Below are 18,246 nucleotides of genomic sequence, written 5' to 3' on the forward strand. Positions count from 1 at the left end.
ACTGTCAACAATATTGTTAGCCAAAGGCATTGACCCCGCCAGACGCGGGCCCTACCTTCGCGCTGAGCACCATTGTGCGGTGTGCGCACACCTGTCGGAACACTGTCGTCTGCACAGGAGGAGCCATGCGTCGTCTGCTCGCCGTTCTCGCGGCCGGAGCCTTTCTGGTCGCCGTGTCGGCCTGTGGCTCGTCCGACGGCGGTGGCGCCTCGGACAAGAACGCGTCGTCCGGCGGTACCACCACGGTCAAGGTGGGGATCATCCCCATCGTCGATGTCGCCCCCCTCTATCTGGGCCAGGCGAAGGGCTTCTACAGCAAGCGTGGCCTGAAGCTGTCCATGACGACCGCGCAGGGCGGCGCGGCGATCGTGCCGGGCGTGGTCAGCGGCCAGTTCCAGTTCGGCTTCTCCAACATGACCTCGCTGATGATCGCCCAGTCCAACAACGTGCCCGTGAGGGCCATCGCCAACGGCGTCGCCTCAACGGGCGTGGCAGGCAAGGACTTCGGCGCCATCACGGTGAAGAAGGGCAGCTCCATCAAGTCGGCGAAGGACCTCGAGGGGAAGAAGGTCGCCGTCAACACCCTGAAGAACATCAATGAGACCGCGGTCCGCGAGTCGGTGCGCAAGGCGGGCGGCGACCCGTCGAAGGTGAAGTTCGTCGAGCTCGCCTTCGACCAGATGCCCGCCGCCCTCGGCAACGGACAGATCGACGCCGCCATGGTGGTCGAGCCCGCGCTCGCCACCGTCAAGAGCCAGGGCGGCACGGAGATCGCCTCGTCCCTGGTCGACGTCGCCAAGGACCTCACCGTCGCGATGTACTTCACCTCGACGCAGTACGCGCAGAAGAACCCGGACGTGGTGAAGAAGTTCCAGGAGGCCACCGCGGAGTCCCTCGCCTACGCCGACGCCCACCCGGACGAGGTCCGGCAGATCGTCACCACGTACACGAAGATCCCGGCGGCGGTGCTGGCGAAGGTGACCCTGCCGAAATGGCCGGCCGAAGCGAACCGCGCGTCCATCGAGGCGCTGGAGAAACTGGGCCGGCAGGACGGGCTCTTCAAGTCGACGCCCGATCTGGACAAGCTGCTCCCGTGAGGGGTGCGAACGCCGCACTGGGTGCGGCCGGGCTCGCGGCCTTCCTCGCGCTGGGCGAGACGGTGCCGCGGCTCGGCCTGGTCAAGGAGGACTACTTCCCGCCGACCAGCCGTATCGCCGACGCGTTGGGACAGGAAGTCACCGACCACGCCTTCTGGACCGCCCTCGGCGACACCCTCACCGGCTGGGCGCTCGGCCTGGCGATCGCGGTGAGCGCCGGAATCCTGGTCGGCGTCGTGATCTCGGTCGTGCCCCACCTGCGCGAGGCGACCGCCTCGACGATCGAGTTCCTCCGCCCGATCCCCTCGGTCGCTCTGATCCCTCTCGCCGTCCTCCTCTACGGCACCGAACTGCGCTCCGTGCTCCTCCTCGTCGTCTACGCGTCCTTCTGGCAGGTCCTCATCCAGGTCATGTACGGCGTCCAGGACGTCGACCCGGTCGCCGACGAGACGGCCCGCTCATACGGCCTCGGCACCTGGGCGCGCGTCCGTCACGTGCTCTGGCCCACGGCTCTGCCGTACGTCATGACGGGCGTCCGGCTGGCCGCCGCGGTCGCCCTCATCCTCACCATCACCGCCGAACTCGTCATCGGCGCACCGGGGTTGGGCGCGCGCATCGCGGTCGCCCAGACCTCGCAGGCCGTGCCCGAGATGTACGCGCTGATCGTGGTCACCGGCCTGCTCGGGCTGCTGATCAACGTGGGCGCCCGCACGGTGGAGCGGCGGGCGCTGGCCTGGCACCAGTCGGTGCGCGGGGAGGTGACGGTGTGAAGCGCGAAGAACCGGGCAACCCGCGGCGTGGCGCCGTGCGGCGCGCCCTGCTGCGGCTGCTCTTCGTCGTCGGCCTGCCCGCCCTGCTCCTCCTGGGCTGGTGGCTCGCCTCCGACGGCAGTACGAACGTGTACTGGCCGCCCCTGCGCACGATCCTGAAGACGTTCCCGGACGTCTGGACGGGCGAGCGGCTGCGCGCCGACCTGCTGCCCAGCATGGAGCGGCTGCTCGGCGGGTACGCGGCGGCGGCCGTCGTAGGCGTGGCACTGGGCACGGTCATCGGCTCGTACCGCAAGGTGCGGGCCGTGTGCGAACCGGTCCTGGAATTCCTGCGCGCGGTCCCGCCACCGGTCCTCGTCCCCGTCATCATGCTGTTCGCGGGCATCGGCGACACCATGAAGATCGCCGTGATCGCGAGCGGCTGCGTCTGGCCGATCCTGCTCAACACGGTCGAGGGCGTGCGCGCGGTCGACTCCGTGATGTCCGAGACGGCACGCTCGTACGGCATCACCGGAGTCGCCCGGCTGCGCAGCCTGGTCCTGCGCTCGGCGAGCCCGCAGATCTTCGCGGGCCTGCGCCAGGCACTGTCCATCGGCATCATCCTGATGGTCATCAGCGAGATGTTCGCGGCCAGCAACGGCCTCGGCTTCACCATCGTCCAGTTCCAGCGCGGCTTCGCGATCCCCGACATGTGGACCGGGATCCTCGTCCTGGGCCTGCTCGGCTTCCTTCTCTCGGTCGTCTTCCAGCTGATCGAGCGCCGGGTGCTCGGCTGGTACCACGGCTTGCGCGCGTCCTCCAGGCGGTCCCCGTGAAGCTCGCGAAAGGACGGTCCATGCTCGACGTACGTGGCCTGAAGAAGGTCTACGAAGGTTCCGGGCGCCGGGTGGAGGCGGTACGAGACCTCACCTTCACCGTGGAGGCGGGCGAACTCGTCTGTCTCGTCGGCCCGTCGGGCTGCGGCAAGACCACGCTGCTGAAGTGCGTGGGCGGGCTGCTGACACCGACCGCGGGAGAGGTGTCGCTGGCAGGCCGCCGGGTCAGCGGGCCGCCGCCGGGCATGGCCTTCGTGTTCCAGGAGTACGGGCGGAGCCTGTTCCCCTGGATGCGGGTCCGGGAGAACGTCGAACTGCCTTTGAAACAGAAGCCATTGAGCAAGGCCCGGCGCCGTGAGCTGGTCGCGGACGCGTTGGAGTCGGTCGGGCTCACGGATGCCGCGGGGGCCCATCCCTGGCAGCTGTCCGGCGGGATGCAGCAGCGTGTCGCCATCGCCCGCGCGCTGGCGTACGAGCCCGATGTGCTGCTGATGGACGAGCCGTTCGCGGCGGTCGACGCGCAGACGCGCGCCGATCTGGAGGACCTGGTGCGCGGGCTGTGGCGGCAGCGCGGGATCACGATCCTGTTCGTGACCCACGACATCGACGAGGCCGTCTACCTGGGCGAGCGGGTGCTGATCCTCTCCGCCTCCCCCACCGTCGTACAGGAGCAGTTGAAGGTCGATCTGCCCGACGAGCGCGACCAGTTGCACACTCGGGTCACCCCGCGCTTCGCCGAGCTGCGGACCCATGTGTACGAGCAGATCCAGGCGGCGAAGCGCGGGACGACCTCGGGCATCAGGACAGATACGCCTCCACCTCACTGAACTGGGCCGCCGGCCAGCCGGTGTTGGCGGTCACGTTCAGCCGCAGGTAGCGCAGGTTCGTTCCGCCGGGCAGGGTCACCGCGACCGTGTTCCCGGTGGCCGGGTCGAAGCGGTAGTCCTTGGAGGCCACGACCGTCGAGTACGCCGAACCGTCCGTGCTGCCCAGGACCGAGAGGGTCTGTGTGCGCGCCCCCCAGGCGGCGGCGGGCGGTAGCTTGAGCACGAGGCGGCGGGCAGCCAGGGCCGAGCCCAGATCGACCGTCCAGGCCTGTGGGAAGGCGTTGTTGGTGGACTCCCAGTAGGTGTTCGCGTCGCCGTCGACGGCCTTGCCCGGGGTGTAGATGTCCTGCGAGCCGGTGGCGGTGGCCGGGCGGCCCTTGGCGAGGTTGCGGGCCGGATCGGGGTCGGGGTTCCCGGAGCCGGGCTGCGGCCAGGTGGAGCAGTCGGCCCAGGTCGTGTCCCAGCCGGAGTTGCCGCCGCCGTTCGTCAGCGTGAAGGTGCCGGAGCCGGTCGGGTACGGGCAGTTGTACATGCCCGCCGCGCCCACGCCGGTCGCCTGGACATTGCTGAACTTCGCCGCGCCCTGCGACTCGGCCTGGACGACGACCGTGCCGACCTTGTTGACCGTGGCGCCGTCGACGGTGATGTTCTTCGTCGCGTAGCCGTGACCGCCGCCCGACACGAACTCGAAGGCGCTGTACGGGCTGTCGCTGACCGTCGTCCCCGTGATGTTGACGGTCGCCTCGATGGCGCTGTCGTACGAGTCGACGCGCAGCGCGCCCATCGGGTGATTCCAGTTGGGGTTCATCGCGCCCGCACGGACGAGGGTGTTCCCGGAGACGGTGATGGTCCCGGCGAGCGGGGAGAAGGGGTCGAGGAACTTCTGGTTGGAGATCGCGATGCCGCTGCCGAGGGCGTTGGTGTCGGAGACCAGGTTGTTGTTCACGGCGATGTCGGTGCCGCCGTAGATCGCTATGCCGTTGGCGAGGTTCGGCTGGGTGATGGTGTTGTTCTCGAAGCTGCTGTTGGTGTCCGGCGCATACAGCGACCACATGGCGAGCGCGTCGTCGCCGTTGTTGCGCAGGAAGTTGTTCCGGACGCGGACACCACGCGCGTTGCCGTTGAGGTTGAGGCCGTCGGCGGTGGTGTCGAGGATGCGGTTGTTCTCGACCACGAGGTTGTCGTTGTTGCCGGTCAGCCAGAGGCCCACCTTGAGGTGCTGGAGCCACATCCCGGAGACGCTGGAGTTCGGTCCCAGTGAGCCGTTGACGAAGTTGTCCGGGTTGGAATCGACGCGTTCGGTGACCTCACCGATGACGGCGAAGTCCTTGAGGTGCACGCCGCCCGACGAGCCGGTCTGGTCGATGAAGCGCGAGGTGTGGACGACGGAGTACCAGCTTCCGGCACCTTGCAGCGTGACGTTCTGGACACCGCTGAGCGAAGACGTCACCTTGTAATCGCCCGGCGGGATCCACACGACTCCCCCTTGCGCGGCGGAGATCGCGTCCCGGAAGGCCTGCGTGGAGTCGCCCTGGCCGCTGGGATCGGCGCCCTTGTCGGTGACGGACACCGACCCCGCGGGCCGGGTCGCGGCGGTGGCCACCTGCTCGAAGTCGGCGACGTCGACGGTGACTTGGGCGCTGGCCGCCTGGAAGGCGACCTTGTCGCCCGCCTGCACGTTCTGGCCGAGCAACAGCCGGGCGTCGTCGAAGAAGTGGTGGGTCTTGGCGCCGGCGATCCAGGAGGTGTCGACGTAGGAGTACTTGGAGGTGACGGTGAGCGTCTTGGCGAGCTTGACGCCGTTGACGTAGACGTCCAGCGTGCCCGACTGGCCGTCGGGGACGCTGTAGGAGACGTTCACCGCGTTGGAGGCGCGTGGCACGGTGAACTCGACGCGCTGGCCCGCGCTCAGCCGTACGGCCTGTCGCCCGGAGGCCTCCGAGGCGAGGGTGCCCTGGGTGTAGTCGGGGCCGATCTTCGTGCCCGTGAAGGTGGCGGACTCGGCCTCCACCGAGGTGAAGGGCAGGTCGGCGCCGGCAGCCGTCACCGCGGCGTGGGCGGTGGTGGCGCTGAGCATGCCCGCGGCGAGGGAGGCGGCCACCGCGGCCGCTGCTGCTGGCATGCGCCTGACAGATCTGGACATGTGCTGATCCCTTTCGTGTGGGGGTTGGGAACTGCTGCCACTTGGCCGATCAGGAGTGCGGTTTCGCGAGCATGAGTGAGCGCTGGTGCCGCGGTGGAGGACGTTTGTTCGTCGAATGTGTGACCTTTGCGGGTGGGGTTCGTTGGTCGGGGTGACACGATGGTGCGGCACCGGACGGGGGTGACGGGGTGGGTGGTCTGCGGGAGGTGGCGGCGATCGAAGACCTCGACTTCACCGACGGACGGTGCCGGGAGAAGCACGGCCGCAACAAACGCTTCCGCCGCCTCATCTCCCGCTTCCCCACCGCGAAACTCAAGGCCCGGCTGGTGGCGATGGCCGCCGAGCAGAACGTAGCGGTCGTCGCGGTCGACCCCGCTTACACCTCCCGCTGGGGCGCCCAGCACTGGCAGCAGCCTCTCACCAGCAGCACCCGCAAAGTTTCCCGGCACGATGCGGCGAGCATCGCGATCGGGCGACGCGCCCTCGGACACCCGATCCGGCGACGGACGGCACCGCCCCCACACGACCAGAGAGATCGTGCGGGGCATCGGACCGCCCAGGCCGCAGAGGAGACCCGCAGGCGCGAGGAACCCCGCCCCCGCATCCCCGGACCACGCACCAGATGCGTGCCGTCCGGCAGCGGAGCGAATGCGGGGAACCAGAACGCCCAACACCGTTCGGGGCGTCCGGCTGAGCATGGGTTCTGGCAACAGGACTCACTCCCACTCAGTCTGTAGGAACGGTGCCGGGATAGCGGGTTGGTGCGGCGGCCGGGCCGCGGTGTCAGGCGCGCAGCCAGGCCGCCGTGTCCTGGGGAAGCCGCCCCTCGGCGTCCAAAGGGCCGCTGGCGAGCAGGAGTCGGGAGTGCTCGGGAAGTTCGGCCGGAGTGTCGGAGAGGTTCACCGCGCAGCGCAGTCCGTCCGTGCGGGCGAAGACGAGGACGCCGTCGGGGGCGGGCAGCCAGCTGAGCGGACCGTCGCCGAAGCCCGGCTCGGTGCGGCGGATGCGGAGCGCCTCGCGGTAGAGCCTGAGCATCGAGTCGGGGTCGCCGGCCTGGCCGTCGGCGGCGTACGCGGGCCAGTCGGCGGGCTGCGGAAGCCAGGGCTCGCCCCCGAATCCGGCGTGGGGTGCCGCGGCCGCCCACGGCAGCGGAACCCGGCAGCCGTCGCGGCCCGGGTCCGTCCCCCCGGAACGGAAGTGCATCGGGTCCTGGATGCTGCCGGGCGGCAACTCCACTTCGGGCAGGCCGAGTTCCTCGCCCTGGTAGACGTAGACGGAACCGGGCAGCGCGAGCGAGAGCAGAGCGGCGGCCCGCGCCCGACGGGTGCCGAGAGCGAGGTCGGTCGGTGTGCCGAAGGCCTTCGTGGTGAAGTCGAAGCCGGTGTCCGTCCGGCCGTAGCGGGTGACCGTGCGGGTCACGTCGTGGTTGCACAGCACCCAGGTGGCGGGCGCGCCCACCGGTGCGTGCTCGGCGAGGGTCTCGTCGATCGACGTACGCAGCCGCCCGGCGTCCCAAGGGCAGGACAGAAAAGAGAAGTTGAAGGCGGTGTGCAGTTCGTCGGAGCGCAGATAGCGGGCGAAGCGCTCGCTGTCAGGGAGCCAGACCTCGCCGACGAAGATGCCGTCGTAGGCGTCGGCGACCGCGCGCCAGGAGCGGTAGATGTCGTGGAGCTCGTCACGGTCCACGTACGGGTGCGGATCGCGGCCCTCGACGAAGTCGGGCAGGGCGGGGTCCTTGGCGAGCAGCGCGGCCGAGTCGATGCGGACGCCCGCGACACCCCGCTCGAACCAGAAGCGCAGGACGTCCTCGTGCTCCTGGCGGACGGCCGGATGTGCCCAGTTGAGGTCGGGCTGCTCGGGTGTGAACAGGTGGAGGTACCAGTCGCCGTCGGGCAGCCGGGTCCAGACGGGTTCGGCGGAGCCGGCGAACTGGGACGGCCAGTCGTTGGGCGGGAGTTCACCGTGCGCGCCGCGTCCGGGACGGAAGTGGAAGAGTTCGCGCTCGGGACCTCCGGCCAAGGCAGCCTGGAACCACGGGTGTTGGTCGGAGACGTGGTTCGGCACGATGTCGACGAGGGTGCGGATGCCCAGTTCCCGCGCCTCGGCGATGAGTTTCTCCGCCTCGGCGAGCGTCCCGAAAGCCGGGTCGATCGCGCGGTAGTCGGCGACGTCGTAGCCGCCGTCGGCCATGGGCGAGAGATACCAGGGGTTGAACCACAGGGCGTCCACGCCGAGTTCGGCGAGGTACGGGAGTTTGGCGCGGACGCCCGCGAGGTCGCCGGTGCCGTCTCCGTCGCCGTCCGCGAAGCTGCGGACGTACACCTGGTAGATGACGGCGGAGCGCCACCATTCGCCCTGAGTGCGGGCAGGGGAAGGCTGTCCCACGGTGTCTGCCTTTCACGTAGAGGGAGTGCCGTCAGCCGGAGGGGGTGCCGTAGGCCCTTCGCGCTGTCAGCCCTTGGTGCTGCCCGCGCTGATCCCGGCGATGATGTGCCGCTGGAACACCAGGAACATCACGACCATGGGGATGCTCGCGATCACCATCGCGGCGATGAGCACGGTCAGCTGGATGTTCTGGGACAGCTGGACGAGTGCCACGCTGATGGGCTGCTTGTCGGTGTCGGAGAAGACCATCAACGGCCACAGGAAGTCCTGCCAGACGGCGACCAGGGCGAAGATCGACACGACGCCGAGCACGGGCCGGGACATGGGCAGCACGATCGACCACAGCGTGCGCAGCCGTCCGGCGCCGTCGATCTCGGCGGCCTCCAGGACGTCGCGCGGGATCTGGTCGAAGAAGCGTTTGAGGAGATAGAGGTTGAAGGCGTTGGCCACGGCGGGCAGCCAGATGCCGAGCGGGTCGTTGAGCAGACTGGTGTGGATCAGCGGGAGATCGGCGACAGTCAGGTACTTCGGGACCACCAAAGCCTGCGCGGGGACCATCAGCGTGGCGAGGATGCCGCCGAGGATCAGCTTCCCGAAGGCCGGCTTCAGCTTGGAGAGGGCGTACGCGGCGGCCGTGCAGAGGACGAGCTGGAGTATCCAGGCCCCGGTGGCCTGCACGACCGTGTTCCACAGATGGGTGGGCAGGTCCATCAGGTCCCAGGCGTCGGTGTAGCCGCTGAGGCTCCAGTGCTGGGGCACCAGGGTCGGGGGTGTGCGGGTGACCTCGTCCGGCGACTTCATGGCGCCGGTCACCATCCAGTAGACGGGGAAGAGGAAAGCGAGCGCGAAGAGCAGGACGACGCCCGTGAAGACGGTCCAGTAGACGGCCTTGCCGCGGGGGCGGGCGAGCGCGAGCGGTGAGACGAGTGTGCGCGTACTCACGAGTCCTCTCCTGTGGATCGGGTCAGCCGCAGATAGAGCGCGGAGAAGGCGCTGAGCAGGACGAGCAGCATCACGCTGAGGGCGCAGGCGCCGCCGAAGTCGTTGTAGAGGAAGGCGTACTTGTAGATCAGGTACAGGACCGTCACGGTCGCGTTCTCGGGGCCGCCGCCGGTGATCACGAACGGTTCGGTGAAGACCTGCATGGTGGCGATGATCTGCAGCAGCATCAGCATGAGGATGATGAAGCGGGTCTGCGGAATCGTCACATGGCGGATGCGCTGCCAGAGGTTCGCGCCGTCCAGCTCGGCCGCCTCGTACAGCTCTCCGGGGATGCTCTGCAGCGCTGCGAGGTAGATGAGGACCGTGCCGCCGAGGTTGGCCCAGGTCGCGACGATGACCAGGGAGACGAGGGCGGTGTCGGCGCCGTTGGACCAGTTCGAGGTGGGCAGGTGCAGGAAGCGCAGCGCCTCGTTGGCGAGGCCCGCTCCGGGATCGTAGAACCACTTCCACAGCAGGGCGCTGACCACCGGAGGGATCATCACCGGCAGATAGACCACGACTCTGAAGAAGGCCTTCGCGTGCCTCAGTTCATTGAGCACCAGCGCCGTCACGAAGGGGACGGCGAAGCCGATGAGCAGGGCGAGGAGCGTGAAGGTGAGCGTGTTGCGCCAGGCGGCGGTGAACTCCGGGTCGTGGAAGACGCGGGTGAAGTTGGCGGTGCCGACCCACTCGCCGCCCGAGCCCGGCGTGTACTTCTGGAAGGCGATCACGACCGCGCGGATCGCCGGATACCAGGAGAACAGGGCGAAGCAGAGCAGGCCGCCGATGAGGAATGCGTACGCGCGGGATTGGTCGGCCAGGCGCCGGCGCCATGGGCCCCCGGTCCGGCGCCCGGCCGACCGCGGCACCTCCGGCGCGCCCAGGGCGGCCGGAGGGAGTGCTGCGGGCTTCGATGCGGTCTTCATGAACGGTGTCAGCCTCGGGCCAGGATGGAGTCGATCTTCCCGGACGCGTCCTTCAGGAGCTGGTCGATGTCGGCGTCCTTCTTGGTGAGCACCGCGGAGACGGCACCGTCGAGGACCGAGTAGATCTGCTGGGCCTGCGGCGGCTCGATCTTCATCTGCAGGCTCTGGTTGCCGTCGAGGAATGCCTGGTAGTTCTCCACGGGAACGTTGGCGTTGGCCTTCTTGACCTGCTGATCCTTGGCGTCGGCGGCGCCGGTGAACAGGCGCGGCTCGGGCGGGCCCACGGGTGCGTTGTTCTGCTTGGCACGGGCGTAGTCACCGAGGAAGCCGTCGCCGGGCGTCAGGAACATGCTGTCGAGCCACTTGAGGCCGGCCTTGATCTGCTCCGGGCTGTCCTTCTTGTTGAACATGTAGCCGTCGCCGCCGATGAGCGTGCCCTTGCCGCCGGGCATGGGCGCGAGCGCGAGGTCCTTGTAGTTGCCGCCCTTCTCCTTCACCAGGATCGGGATGTTGTCCGGCGCGGAGAGGTACATCCCGAGCTTGCCCGAGCCCATCATCTGCTGGACGTCGTTGATGACCAGGAGCTGCTTGCTGCCCATGGAGTTGTCGGTCCAGCGCATGTCCTTGAGGTTCTGCAGAACGGCCTTGCCCTCGGGGGTGTCGACGGTGGCCTTCTTGCCGTCGGCGCTGACCACGTCGCCGCCCTGCGCGTACATCTCCGCGGTGAAGTGCCAGCCGCCCTGGTTCTGCGCGCTGTAGTCGGCGTAGCCGACGGTGCCGCCGCCGAGCGCGGCTATCTTCTTGGCGTCCGCGCGCAGCTCCTCCCAGGTCGCCGGGGGCTTGTTCGGGTCGAGGCCGGCCTTCTCGAAGAGCTTCTTGTTGTAGATCAGGCCCATGGAATAGCCGGTGCGCGGGACTCCGTAGATCTTGCCGTCGACGGTGTAGATGTCACGCAGCTGCTGCTGGATGGTGCTGTAGCTCTTGAGGTCCTTGACGTAACTGGTGATGTCGGCGGCCTGGTTGATGTCGACGACGTGCTTGGCGTCGGTGAAGTACGTGTAGAAGACGTCCTCCATCTGACCGCCGGCGAGCTTGGCGTCGAACGTCTTGGGGTCCTGACACGGGAACGCGTCGTGCGCGACGACGTCGATGTCCGGGTTGGCCTTCTCGAACGCCTTGATGTCGGCCTCGAAGAACGAACGGTCGACCTTGGCGCTCTTCGGCGGCATGCAGTTGACCGTGATGCGGGTCTTGCCACCCGCGGAGCCGTCGTCGCTCGAACCGCAGGCCGTGATCGCGGTCAGCGCGAGGGCGGAGGCCATGAGCGTGGTGCTGGTGCGGCGGAACCCGGGACTTCTCATCGGTGGACCCCTCTTGGGCAGGCGCAGGGAAGGCCCACGGCGGCGCACCGGGCGGTGCGGCGTCCGTGTCTGGCGCCGCACACTCAAGCACCGGCGACAAGGGTCCGCAATATGTCGCGCAGAATCTGTAATTATTTGACAGCCATGTGGATCTGACGGGGCTCTAGTGGCGAGGCGCTTGCGCGGTCGACCCACGGACCACCAACTCCGGCTCGAACAGCAGCTCCTCGGCGGTGACGCTGCTCCCGCCGATCTGAGCGTTCAGCAGCTCGACGGCCGCCCGCCCCATCGCCTCGATGGGCTGGCGGACCGTGGTCAGCGGGGGTTCGGTGCAGTTCATGAACGCCGAGTCGTCGTAGCCGACGACGGAGACCTCGCCCGGGACGGCAAGTCCCTTGCGGCGGGCGGCTCGTACGGCACCGAGCGCGAGCGGGTCACTGGCGCAGATGATGCCGGTGACCCCCCGGTCGAGCAGCCGGGTCGCGGCGGCCTGGCCGCCCTCCAACGAGAACATCGCCCGTGCGACGTGCTCGTCCGGCAGGTCGGGGGCGAGCGCGCGCGCCGCGGTGAGCTTGCGCTGCGAGGGCATGTGGTCGGCGGGCCCGAGGACGAGTCCGATGCGCTCGTGGCCGAGCGAGGCCAGATGGCGCCAGGCCTGTTCGACGGCGACGGCGTCGTCGCAGGAGACGCAGGGGAAGCCGAGGTGCTCGATGGCCGCGTTGACCAGCACCACCGGGATGTTGCGGTCCGCGAGCTGCCGGTAGTGGTCGTGCGGCGCGTCGGCCTGCGCGTACAGACCGCCCGCGAACACCACGCCGGAGACCTGCTGCTGGAGCAGCAGGTCCACATAGTCTGCCTCGGAGACGCCGCCCTTGGTCTGCGTGCACAGCACCGGGGTGAGGCCCAGCTGCGCGAGCGCCCCGCCGATCACTTCGGCGAACGCCGGGAAGATCGGGTTCTGCAGCTCGGGCAGTACGAGGCCGACGAGCCGCGCGCGTTCACCGCGCAGCTGCGTGGGCCTCTCGTAGCCGAGGACGTCGAGGGCGGAGAGCACCGCCTGCCGGGTGGAGTCGGAGACTCCGGGCTTGCCGTTGAGCACCCGGCTGACCGTGGCCTCGCTGACCCCGACCTTCTTCGCCACCTGAGCAAGTCGTCGCGTCATGTGCGCAAGAATAGCGCAAGAAATGAAAGCGGCTTGCGTAATGCGGAGGGGATTACCGGGCCGCCCACAGACCGCGGACATGACCCAGGTGGCGGGTCATCACTTCCCGGACGGCCGCCTCGTCGCGGGCCGTGAGCGCGTCGAGGAGTTCCAGGTGCTCCTCCGCGGAGGCCTCCAGGCGGCCCGCCTCGACGAGGGCGTGGAGACCGTAGAGGCGCGAGCGCTTCCGCAGGTCTCCGACGACCTCGACCAGATGGGCGTTGCCCGCGAGGGCGAGCAGACCGAGGTGGAAGCGGATGTCCGCCTCGACGTACGCGATGAGGTCACCGGCCGCCGCCGCGGTCACGATCTCCCGGGCGGCCGGACGCAGCGCCTCCAGCGAGACCAGGTCCGCGGTGGTGGCCAGCCCCACCACGGTGGGGATCTCGATGAGCGAACGGATGTGGGTGTACTCGTCGAGCTGCTTCTCGGAGACCGCGGTGACCCGGAAGCCCTTGTTGGGCACCGTGTCGACCAGGCCCTCCTTGGCGAGGTCGAGCATGGCCTCGCGCACCGGCGTCGCCGAGACGCCGAAGCGGGCGGCGAGGGTCGGCGCGGAGTAGACCTCGCCGGCGCGCAGTTCGCCGGCGATCAGCGCGGCCCGCAACGCGTCCGCGACGCGCTCACGGTAGCTGCTCTTCTTCCCGCCCAGCGTGGGCAGGTCGGGAGCGGCGGAGGGTGCGCTGCTGCGCTGGGCGGCCATGGGGTGTCTCCTCGTACGGGCATGTGCAATGTCACGCGCTACCAGTATCTCAGGGCCTCAGAGGACGAATCCGGCCGGGAACGGGTCGGAGGGATCCAGCAGGTACTGGGCGGTGCCCGTCACCCAGGCGCGGCCGGTGAAACTGGGCAGCACGGCCGGGATTCCGGCGACCTCGGTGGTGCCGAGCAGCCGCCCCGTGAACCGCGTCCCGATGAAGGACTCGTTCACGAACTCGGTGTGCAGCGGGAGTTCGCCGCGGGCGTGCAGCTGGGCCATGCGCGCGCTGGTGCCCGTACCGCAGGGTGAGCGGTCGAACCAGCCGGGGTGGATCGCCATCGCGTGCCGCGAGTGGCGGGCGGTGGCGCCGGGCGCGTACAGGTGGACGTGGTGGCAGCCGCGGATCGACGGGTCCTCGGGGTGGACGGGCTCGTCCTCGGCGTTGATGGCGTCCATCAGCGACAGACCGGCCTTGAGGATGTCGTCCTTGCGGGCACGGTCGAAGGGCAGCCCGAACTGTTCCAGCGGCAGGATCGCGTAGAAGTTGCCGCCGTAGGCGAGGTCGTAGGTCACCGTCCGCCCGTCGGCGAGCGTGATCTTGCGGTCGAGGCCGACGGCGAAGGACGGCACGTTCTTCAGGGTCACCGCTTTGGCCGCGCCGTCCTCGACCGCGACCTCGGCGACGACGAGGCCCGCGGGGGTGTCCAGCCGGATGGTGGTGACCGGCTCGACGACCTCAACCATGCCGGTCTCCACGAGCACGGTCGCGACACCGATGGTGCCGTGGCCGCACATCGGGAGATAGCCCGAGACCTCGATGTAGACGACGCCGTAGTCGCAGTCAGGACGGGTGGGCGGCTGCAGGATGGCGCCGCTCATGGCCGAGTGGCCGCGCGGCTCGTTCATCAGGAACTGCTTGATGTCGTCGCGGTGCTCACGGAAGTAAAGTCGCCGGTCATTCATGGTCGATCCGGGGATCGTGCCGATGCCTCCGGTGATGACCCGGGTGGGCATGCCCTCGGTGTGCGAGTCGACGGCGTGCAGGACGAGTTTGCTGCGCATGACGCTCCTGACTGATCGAGAGGGGTGTGAAGGGCTCAGGCGAGACCGGCGGCGACAGCCCGCTCCGTGGCCTCGCGAACGGCCGCCTCCTGCTCGGGCAGCAGCGGAACGCGCGGCGGCCGGACCAGGCCGCCGTGCCGGCCGACGATGTCCATGGACAGCTTGATCGCCTGCACGAACTCGACCTTCGAGTCCCAGCGCAGCAGCGGGTGCAGCTGACGGTAGAGCTTGCCCGCCGTGTCGAGGTCGCCGTCGACGGCGGCGCGGTACAGCTCGACGCTCGCGCCGGGCAGCGCGTTCGGGTAGCCGGCCACCCAGCCCTTGGCGCCCGCGACGGCGAGCTCCAGCAACACGTCGTCCGCGCCGATCAACAGGTCGAGCGTCGGGGCGAGTTCTGCGAGCCGGTAGGCGCGACGCACATCGCCGGAGAACTCCTTGACCGCGTGGACGTACCCCTCGCCGTGCAGCTTCGCCAGCAGCTCCGGGACCAGGTCGACCTTGGTGTCGATCGGGTTGTTGTACGCGACGATCGGGACGCCCGCTTTGGCAACCTCCTCGTAGTGGGCGAGAACGGAACGCTCGTCGGCGCGGTAGGCGTTCGGCGGCAGGAGCATCACGGACGCGCAGCCCGCGTCGCGTGCCTGCTCGGCCCAGCGGCGGGCCTCGGCGGATCCGTAGGCGGCGACGCCGGGCATCACGCGCGCCCCGCCGATGGCGGCGACGGCCGTCTCGACGACCTTCGCGCGCTCCTCGGGGGTGAGGACCTGGTACTCACCGAGCGAGCCGTTCGGTACGACGCCGTCGCAGCCGTTCTCGACCAGCCAGGCGCAGTGGTCGGCGAACTTCTCGTAGTTGACGGAGAGGTCGTCGTTCAGCGGGAGTGCGGTGGCGACGAGGACGCCGCGCCAGGGGCGGTGGTCAGGGGTGATGGCCATGAGGGTTCCCTCTCAATGGGGTGTGACATTTTACTGGCGGATGAGGATCGACGAGAGGCCGTGCCCCTCGGTTCAGTCGCCTTCCGGAGCGTCGGGACCTGCGGGCTCGCCGGGGTCCTCTCCGGCTGCGGCGAGTACCCCCAGCGGCACCGGTCGGGCCAGCAGCCGCCGCGCCGACGTCTGCGCGCACCCGGCGAGCCCCGCGACCGCGGGTTCGCACATACGGCCCTGGCACCAGCCCATCCCGGCGCGGGTGAGGAGCTTCACGGTCCGTACATCACCCGCGCCGAGTTCGCCGACGGCCCGGCGGATCTCACCGCCGGTCACCTCCTCGCACCGGCACACGACGGTGTCGTCGGTGACCTGCTCGGTCCAGTGCGCGGGAGGCGCGTACACGGTGTCGAGCGCGGCGAAGAACTCCCGCAATCTCGTACGGGACTTGGCGGCCGCGGCCCACTCGCGCGGGTCGGGTTCCGCGCCGGTGAGCCGGGCGGCGACGGAGCGGCCCGCGATGTGCCCCTCGGCGAGGGACAGCGCAGAGCCGCCGATACCGGTGGTCTCGCCCGCGGCCCAGACGCCGGGCACGTCGGTCCGCTGCTCCGCGTCGACGTACACGTCGGGCCCGTCGACGCGGCAGCCGAGCGACTCGGCGAGGTCGGTGTGCGCCAGCATGCCGTGTCCGACGGCGAGCGTGTCGCAGGGGATGCGCCGCTCGGTGCCCGGCCTTACCCGCCCGTCGTTGTCGAGCGCGGCGACGGTCACGGCGTCGAGCCGCTCCTCGCCGTGCGCCTCGACGACGGTGTGGCGTGCCATCACCTTGACGCGGTGACGGATGAGTTGAGCCGCGTACTGGGCACCCTCGGCAACCTTGCCGGGCTGGGCGGCCAGTGCCCGCGCCCTCCCCAGGAACGCCTTCGCACCGCGTGTCCATTGCGGGAACGCCTTCGCATCGTCCGTCCCTCGCAGGAACGCCCTCTGATCTGCGGACTCGACGAGCGCGGCGACGTCGACCCCGGCCGCGGCGAGCCCGGTCGCCACAGGGAGCAGCAACGGTCCGGTGCCGGCCACGACGGCGGTCCGCCCCGGCACGACCAGGCTCCCCTTGAGCATGGCCTGGGCTCCACCCGCGGTCACGACACCGGGGAGGGTCCAGCCGGGGAACGGCAGCACCCTCTCATACCCACCGGTGGCAAGGAGCACGGCGTCGGCGCGGACGGTGGCCGGGCGCTCCTGCTCCGGACCGAGCAGCGCGTGTACGGCAAACCCGTCGGGCTGTCGTTCCACGCACCACACATGGTGGTCCGCCAGGTGCAGGATCGTGCCCGCTTTCACGTGCCCGGCCAGTCCCCGCGCCAGCCGGTCCCACGTGCGCCACTGGTGATGGAGCGCCTGCGGCCGGCGCGCGCCGAGCCCGGGCGCGGGCCCACGGTAGAACTGCCCGCCCGCCGCGGCGCCGGAGTCGATCAGTGTGACGCGGATGCCCCGCGCGGCCGCCGCCAGGGACGCGGCGAGTCCCGCCGGGCCCGCGCCGATCACCGCGAGGTGCGGTCGGTCAGTCATCGTGGCCCGTGCCTTCCTGCGTCCGGATCGTGTCGCCCGGCCGCACCGGCACCAGGCAAGCCCGTTGGTTGGGACGATCGTTGACGGTCACGAGGCAGTCGAAGCAGACGCCGATGCCGCAGAAGACGCCGCGCGGACGGCCCGCGCCGCGGGTGCTGCGCCAGGAGGTGACGCCGGCGGTCCACAGCGCGGCGGCGACGGTCTGGCCGGGCAGCGCCTCGATCTCGCGGCCGTCGAGGGTGACGGTGAAGGCGGGTCCCGGCTGCGCCCGGACCAGTTCCAGGGGATTCACGCGGCCTCCTGCGGGAACCGGTCGGGCCGGAACGGCGCGACATCGAGGTCGGGTGTCTTGTCGGTCAGGATCTGCGCGAGGAGATGCCCGGTACCGGTGGCGAGCCCGATGCCCGCGCCCTCGTGCCCGCAGGCGTGGAAGAGGCCGGGCACCCGGGGGTCGGGGCCGATGGCGGGCAGGTGGTCGGGCATGTACGGCCGGAAGCCCAGGTACGTACGCAGGGCACGCACCCCTGACAGGAACGGGAAGAGTCGCGTCGCGCCCGCGGCCAGCGCCCGCAGGACCGGCAGCGAGAAGGACCGGTCGAAGCCGACCCGCTCCCGGCTCGCGCCGATCAGGATCGGCCCCGCGGCCGTTCCCTCGACGACGGGCGACGTCTGGAGCGCCGCCGAGTCACTGGCGACGTCGGCGACATAGTCCGCCGCGTACACCTTGTGGCGCACCAGTCGCGGCAGCGGCTCGGTGACAAGGACGAATCCGCGGCGGGGCAGCACGGGGAGGGAGACACCGGCCAGCGCGGCCACCGCCGAGCCCCACGTACCGGCCGCGTTCACCACGGCCGGGGCATGGATGTCGCCCCGGTCGGTCCGCACGCCCCGGACCGATCCGTCCGCCGTGCGCAGCACCTCGGTCACGGTCCGCCCGGTCAGCAGCCGTGCCCCCGAGGCCCGCACCAGATGCGCGGCGGCCAGGGCGGGCATCACCTGGGTGTCCTGCGGATAGTGCACGGCACCCGCGAGCCCGGGTGCCAACTGGGGTTCCAGGTCGTGGAGTTGGTCGGCCGCGACCGGCACGGCCGAGACCCCGGCCGCCCGCTGCCCCGCCGCGAAGGTCTCCAGCGTGGCCAGCCCCTCGGGCGTGGCGGCCACGACGACACCGCCCTTGGCCTCGTACTCGATCGCCGCTGCGAGCCCCGTCTCCCCCGCGAGGTCGGCCCACAGGCGCCCCGACAGCAGGGCGAGGTCGAGCTCGGGTCCGGGCTCCTTGTCGGAGACGAGCAGGTTCCCCTCGCCAGCGCCGGTCGTCCCGCCGGCCACCGGACCGCGGTCCACCAGGGCGACGTCAAGGCCCGCCCGAGCCGCGTACAGGGCGCAGGCCGCGCCCACCATTCCGGCCCCGACGACCACGACATCGCAGGTAAATGGCTTGCTCACATCAGTACTATGTCACATGCTTCTGTTGCTGGGAATG

16 protein-coding genes and 1 pseudogene are annotated in these 18,246 nt (G+C 69.9%); 5 read left to right on the forward strand and 12 right to left on the reverse strand.

Translation table 11 applies throughout. From position 1 onward, the window contains the following. The first annotated feature begins 125 nt into the window (after positions 1-125). Genes ACZ4RZ_RS35600 through ACZ4RZ_RS35615 form a run of 4 tightly spaced genes read left to right on the forward strand, consistent with a single transcriptional unit; the run spans position 126 to position 3,509 of the window. On the forward strand, positions 126-1,097 hold the full coding sequence (locus ACZ4RZ_RS35600; protein ID WP_467750977.1) for an ABC transporter substrate-binding protein: 972 nt from the start codon (positions 126-128) through the stop codon (positions 1,095-1,097). Then, positions 1,094-1,867: an ABC transporter permease gene (locus ACZ4RZ_RS35605; protein ID WP_467750979.1), complete on the forward strand. Its 774-nt coding sequence runs from the start codon at positions 1,094-1,096 to the stop codon at positions 1,865-1,867. The genes ACZ4RZ_RS35600 and ACZ4RZ_RS35605 overlap by 4 nt, the downstream gene beginning before the upstream one ends. A gap of 35 nt (positions 1,868-1,902) precedes the next feature. After that, entirely contained in the window at positions 1,903-2,682 is a 780-nt protein-coding gene (locus ACZ4RZ_RS35610) for an ABC transporter permease (RefSeq protein WP_467751148.1), read from the forward strand. A gap of 20 nt (positions 2,683-2,702) precedes the next feature. Then, positions 2,703-3,509, forward strand: coding sequence for an ABC transporter ATP-binding protein (locus ACZ4RZ_RS35615; protein WP_467750980.1), 807 nt, complete (start codon positions 2,703-2,705; stop codon positions 3,507-3,509). Here ACZ4RZ_RS35615 and ACZ4RZ_RS35620 read toward each other — a convergent pair. Beyond that, positions 3,481-5,631 (reverse strand): discoidin domain-containing protein, encoded by a 2,151-nt coding sequence (locus ACZ4RZ_RS35620; protein WP_467750981.1) that lies wholly within the window; start codon positions 5,629-5,631, stop codon positions 3,481-3,483. The genes ACZ4RZ_RS35615 and ACZ4RZ_RS35620 overlap by 29 nt on opposite strands. A 233-nt stretch (positions 5,632-5,864) precedes the next feature. Here ACZ4RZ_RS35620 and ACZ4RZ_RS35625 point away from each other — a divergent pair. After that, a pseudogene (locus ACZ4RZ_RS35625) lies at positions 5,865-6,389 on the forward strand (IS200/IS605 family accessory protein TnpB-related protein); the annotation flags it as partial. Between the two features lie 46 nt (positions 6,390-6,435). Here ACZ4RZ_RS35625 and ACZ4RZ_RS35630 read toward each other — a convergent pair. From ACZ4RZ_RS35630 to ACZ4RZ_RS35680, 11 genes are all read right to left on the reverse strand, one after another. Continuing rightward, positions 6,436-8,037 carry a glycoside hydrolase family 13 protein gene (locus ACZ4RZ_RS35630; RefSeq protein ID WP_467750983.1) on the reverse strand — a complete coding sequence of 534 codons (1,602 nt, stop codon included), beginning with the start codon at positions 8,035-8,037 and terminating at the stop codon, positions 6,436-6,438. A 66-nt stretch (positions 8,038-8,103) separates the two neighbouring features. Then, the gene (locus ACZ4RZ_RS35635; protein WP_467750985.1) at positions 8,104-8,979 is read right to left on the reverse strand and encodes a carbohydrate ABC transporter permease; all 876 of its coding nucleotides are present in this window, start codon (positions 8,977-8,979) and stop codon (positions 8,104-8,106) included. After that, entirely contained in the window at positions 8,976-9,944 is a 969-nt protein-coding gene (locus ACZ4RZ_RS35640; protein ID WP_467750987.1) for a carbohydrate ABC transporter permease, read from the reverse strand. The genes ACZ4RZ_RS35635 and ACZ4RZ_RS35640 overlap by 4 nt, the downstream gene beginning before the upstream one ends. 8 nt (positions 9,945-9,952) lie before the next feature. Next, positions 9,953-11,305 carry an ABC transporter substrate-binding protein gene (locus ACZ4RZ_RS35645; RefSeq protein WP_467750989.1) on the reverse strand — a complete coding sequence of 451 codons (1,353 nt, stop codon included), beginning with the start codon at positions 11,303-11,305 and terminating at the stop codon, positions 9,953-9,955. A gap of 163 nt (positions 11,306-11,468) precedes the next feature. Then, entirely contained in the window at positions 11,469-12,467 is a 999-nt protein-coding gene (locus tag ACZ4RZ_RS35650; RefSeq protein ID WP_467750990.1) for a LacI family DNA-binding transcriptional regulator, read from the reverse strand. Positions 12,468-12,519: 52 nt separating this feature from the next. Continuing rightward, positions 12,520-13,209 (reverse strand): GntR family transcriptional regulator, encoded by a 690-nt coding sequence (locus tag ACZ4RZ_RS35655; RefSeq protein WP_467750991.1) that lies wholly within the window; start codon positions 13,207-13,209, stop codon positions 12,520-12,522. A gap of 57 nt (positions 13,210-13,266) precedes the next feature. Next, the gene (locus tag ACZ4RZ_RS35660; protein WP_467750992.1) at positions 13,267-14,268 is read right to left on the reverse strand and encodes a proline racemase family protein; all 1,002 of its coding nucleotides are present in this window, start codon (positions 14,266-14,268) and stop codon (positions 13,267-13,269) included. A gap of 35 nt (positions 14,269-14,303) precedes the next feature. Then, a complete protein-coding gene (locus ACZ4RZ_RS35665) occupies positions 14,304-15,203 on the reverse strand; it encodes a dihydrodipicolinate synthase family protein (protein WP_467750994.1) in 900 nt (299 codons plus the stop codon). Positions 15,204-15,275: 72 nt separating this feature from the next. Next, positions 15,276-16,763, reverse strand: coding sequence for an FAD-dependent oxidoreductase (locus ACZ4RZ_RS35670; protein ID WP_467750995.1), 1,488 nt, complete (start codon positions 16,761-16,763; stop codon positions 15,276-15,278). Next, positions 16,756-17,055 carry a (2Fe-2S)-binding protein gene (locus ACZ4RZ_RS35675; protein ID WP_406175696.1) on the reverse strand — a complete coding sequence of 100 codons (300 nt, stop codon included), beginning with the start codon at positions 17,053-17,055 and terminating at the stop codon, positions 16,756-16,758. Before ACZ4RZ_RS35675 ends, ACZ4RZ_RS35670 begins: the two co-directional genes overlap by 8 nt. After that, positions 17,052-18,209: an NAD(P)/FAD-dependent oxidoreductase gene (locus ACZ4RZ_RS35680; protein ID WP_467750996.1), complete on the reverse strand. Its 1,158-nt coding sequence runs from the start codon at positions 18,207-18,209 to the stop codon at positions 17,052-17,054. Before ACZ4RZ_RS35680 ends, ACZ4RZ_RS35675 begins: the two co-directional genes overlap by 4 nt. Positions 18,210-18,246 lie beyond the last annotated feature (37 nt).

This window comes from Streptomyces sp. NPDC027189 (assembly GCF_055566975.1).

Excerpts from the sequence above, each read along its gene's own strand:
- ACZ4RZ_RS35640 (WP_467750987.1), bottom strand. The coding sequence starts at position 9,944 with ATGAAGACCGCATCGAAGCCCGCAGCACTCCCTCCGGCCGCCCTGGGC.
- ACZ4RZ_RS35655 (WP_467750991.1), bottom strand. The coding sequence starts at position 13,209 with ATGGCCGCCCAGCGCAGCAGCGCACCCTCCGCCGCTCCCGACCTGCCC.
- ACZ4RZ_RS35665 (WP_467750994.1), bottom strand. The coding sequence starts at position 15,203 with ATGGCCATCACCCCTGACCACCGCCCCTGGCGCGGCGTCCTCGTCGCC.
- ACZ4RZ_RS35600 (WP_467750977.1), top strand. The coding sequence starts at position 126 with ATGCGTCGTCTGCTCGCCGTTCTCGCGGCCGGAGCCTTTCTGGTCGCC.
- ACZ4RZ_RS35660 (WP_467750992.1), bottom strand. The coding sequence starts at position 14,268 with ATGCGCAGCAAACTCGTCCTGCACGCCGTCGACTCGCACACCGAGGGC.
- ACZ4RZ_RS35670 (WP_467750995.1), bottom strand. The coding sequence starts at position 16,763 with ATGACTGACCGACCGCACCTCGCGGTGATCGGCGCGGGCCCGGCGGGA.
- ACZ4RZ_RS35645 (WP_467750989.1), bottom strand. The coding sequence starts at position 11,305 with ATGAGAAGTCCCGGGTTCCGCCGCACCAGCACCACGCTCATGGCCTCC.
- ACZ4RZ_RS35620 (WP_467750981.1), bottom strand. The coding sequence starts at position 5,631 with ATGCCAGCAGCAGCGGCCGCGGTGGCCGCCTCCCTCGCCGCGGGCATG.
- ACZ4RZ_RS35650 (WP_467750990.1), bottom strand. The coding sequence starts at position 12,467 with ATGACGCGACGACTTGCTCAGGTGGCGAAGAAGGTCGGGGTCAGCGAG.
- ACZ4RZ_RS35615 (WP_467750980.1), top strand. The coding sequence starts at position 2,703 with ATGCTCGACGTACGTGGCCTGAAGAAGGTCTACGAAGGTTCCGGGCGC.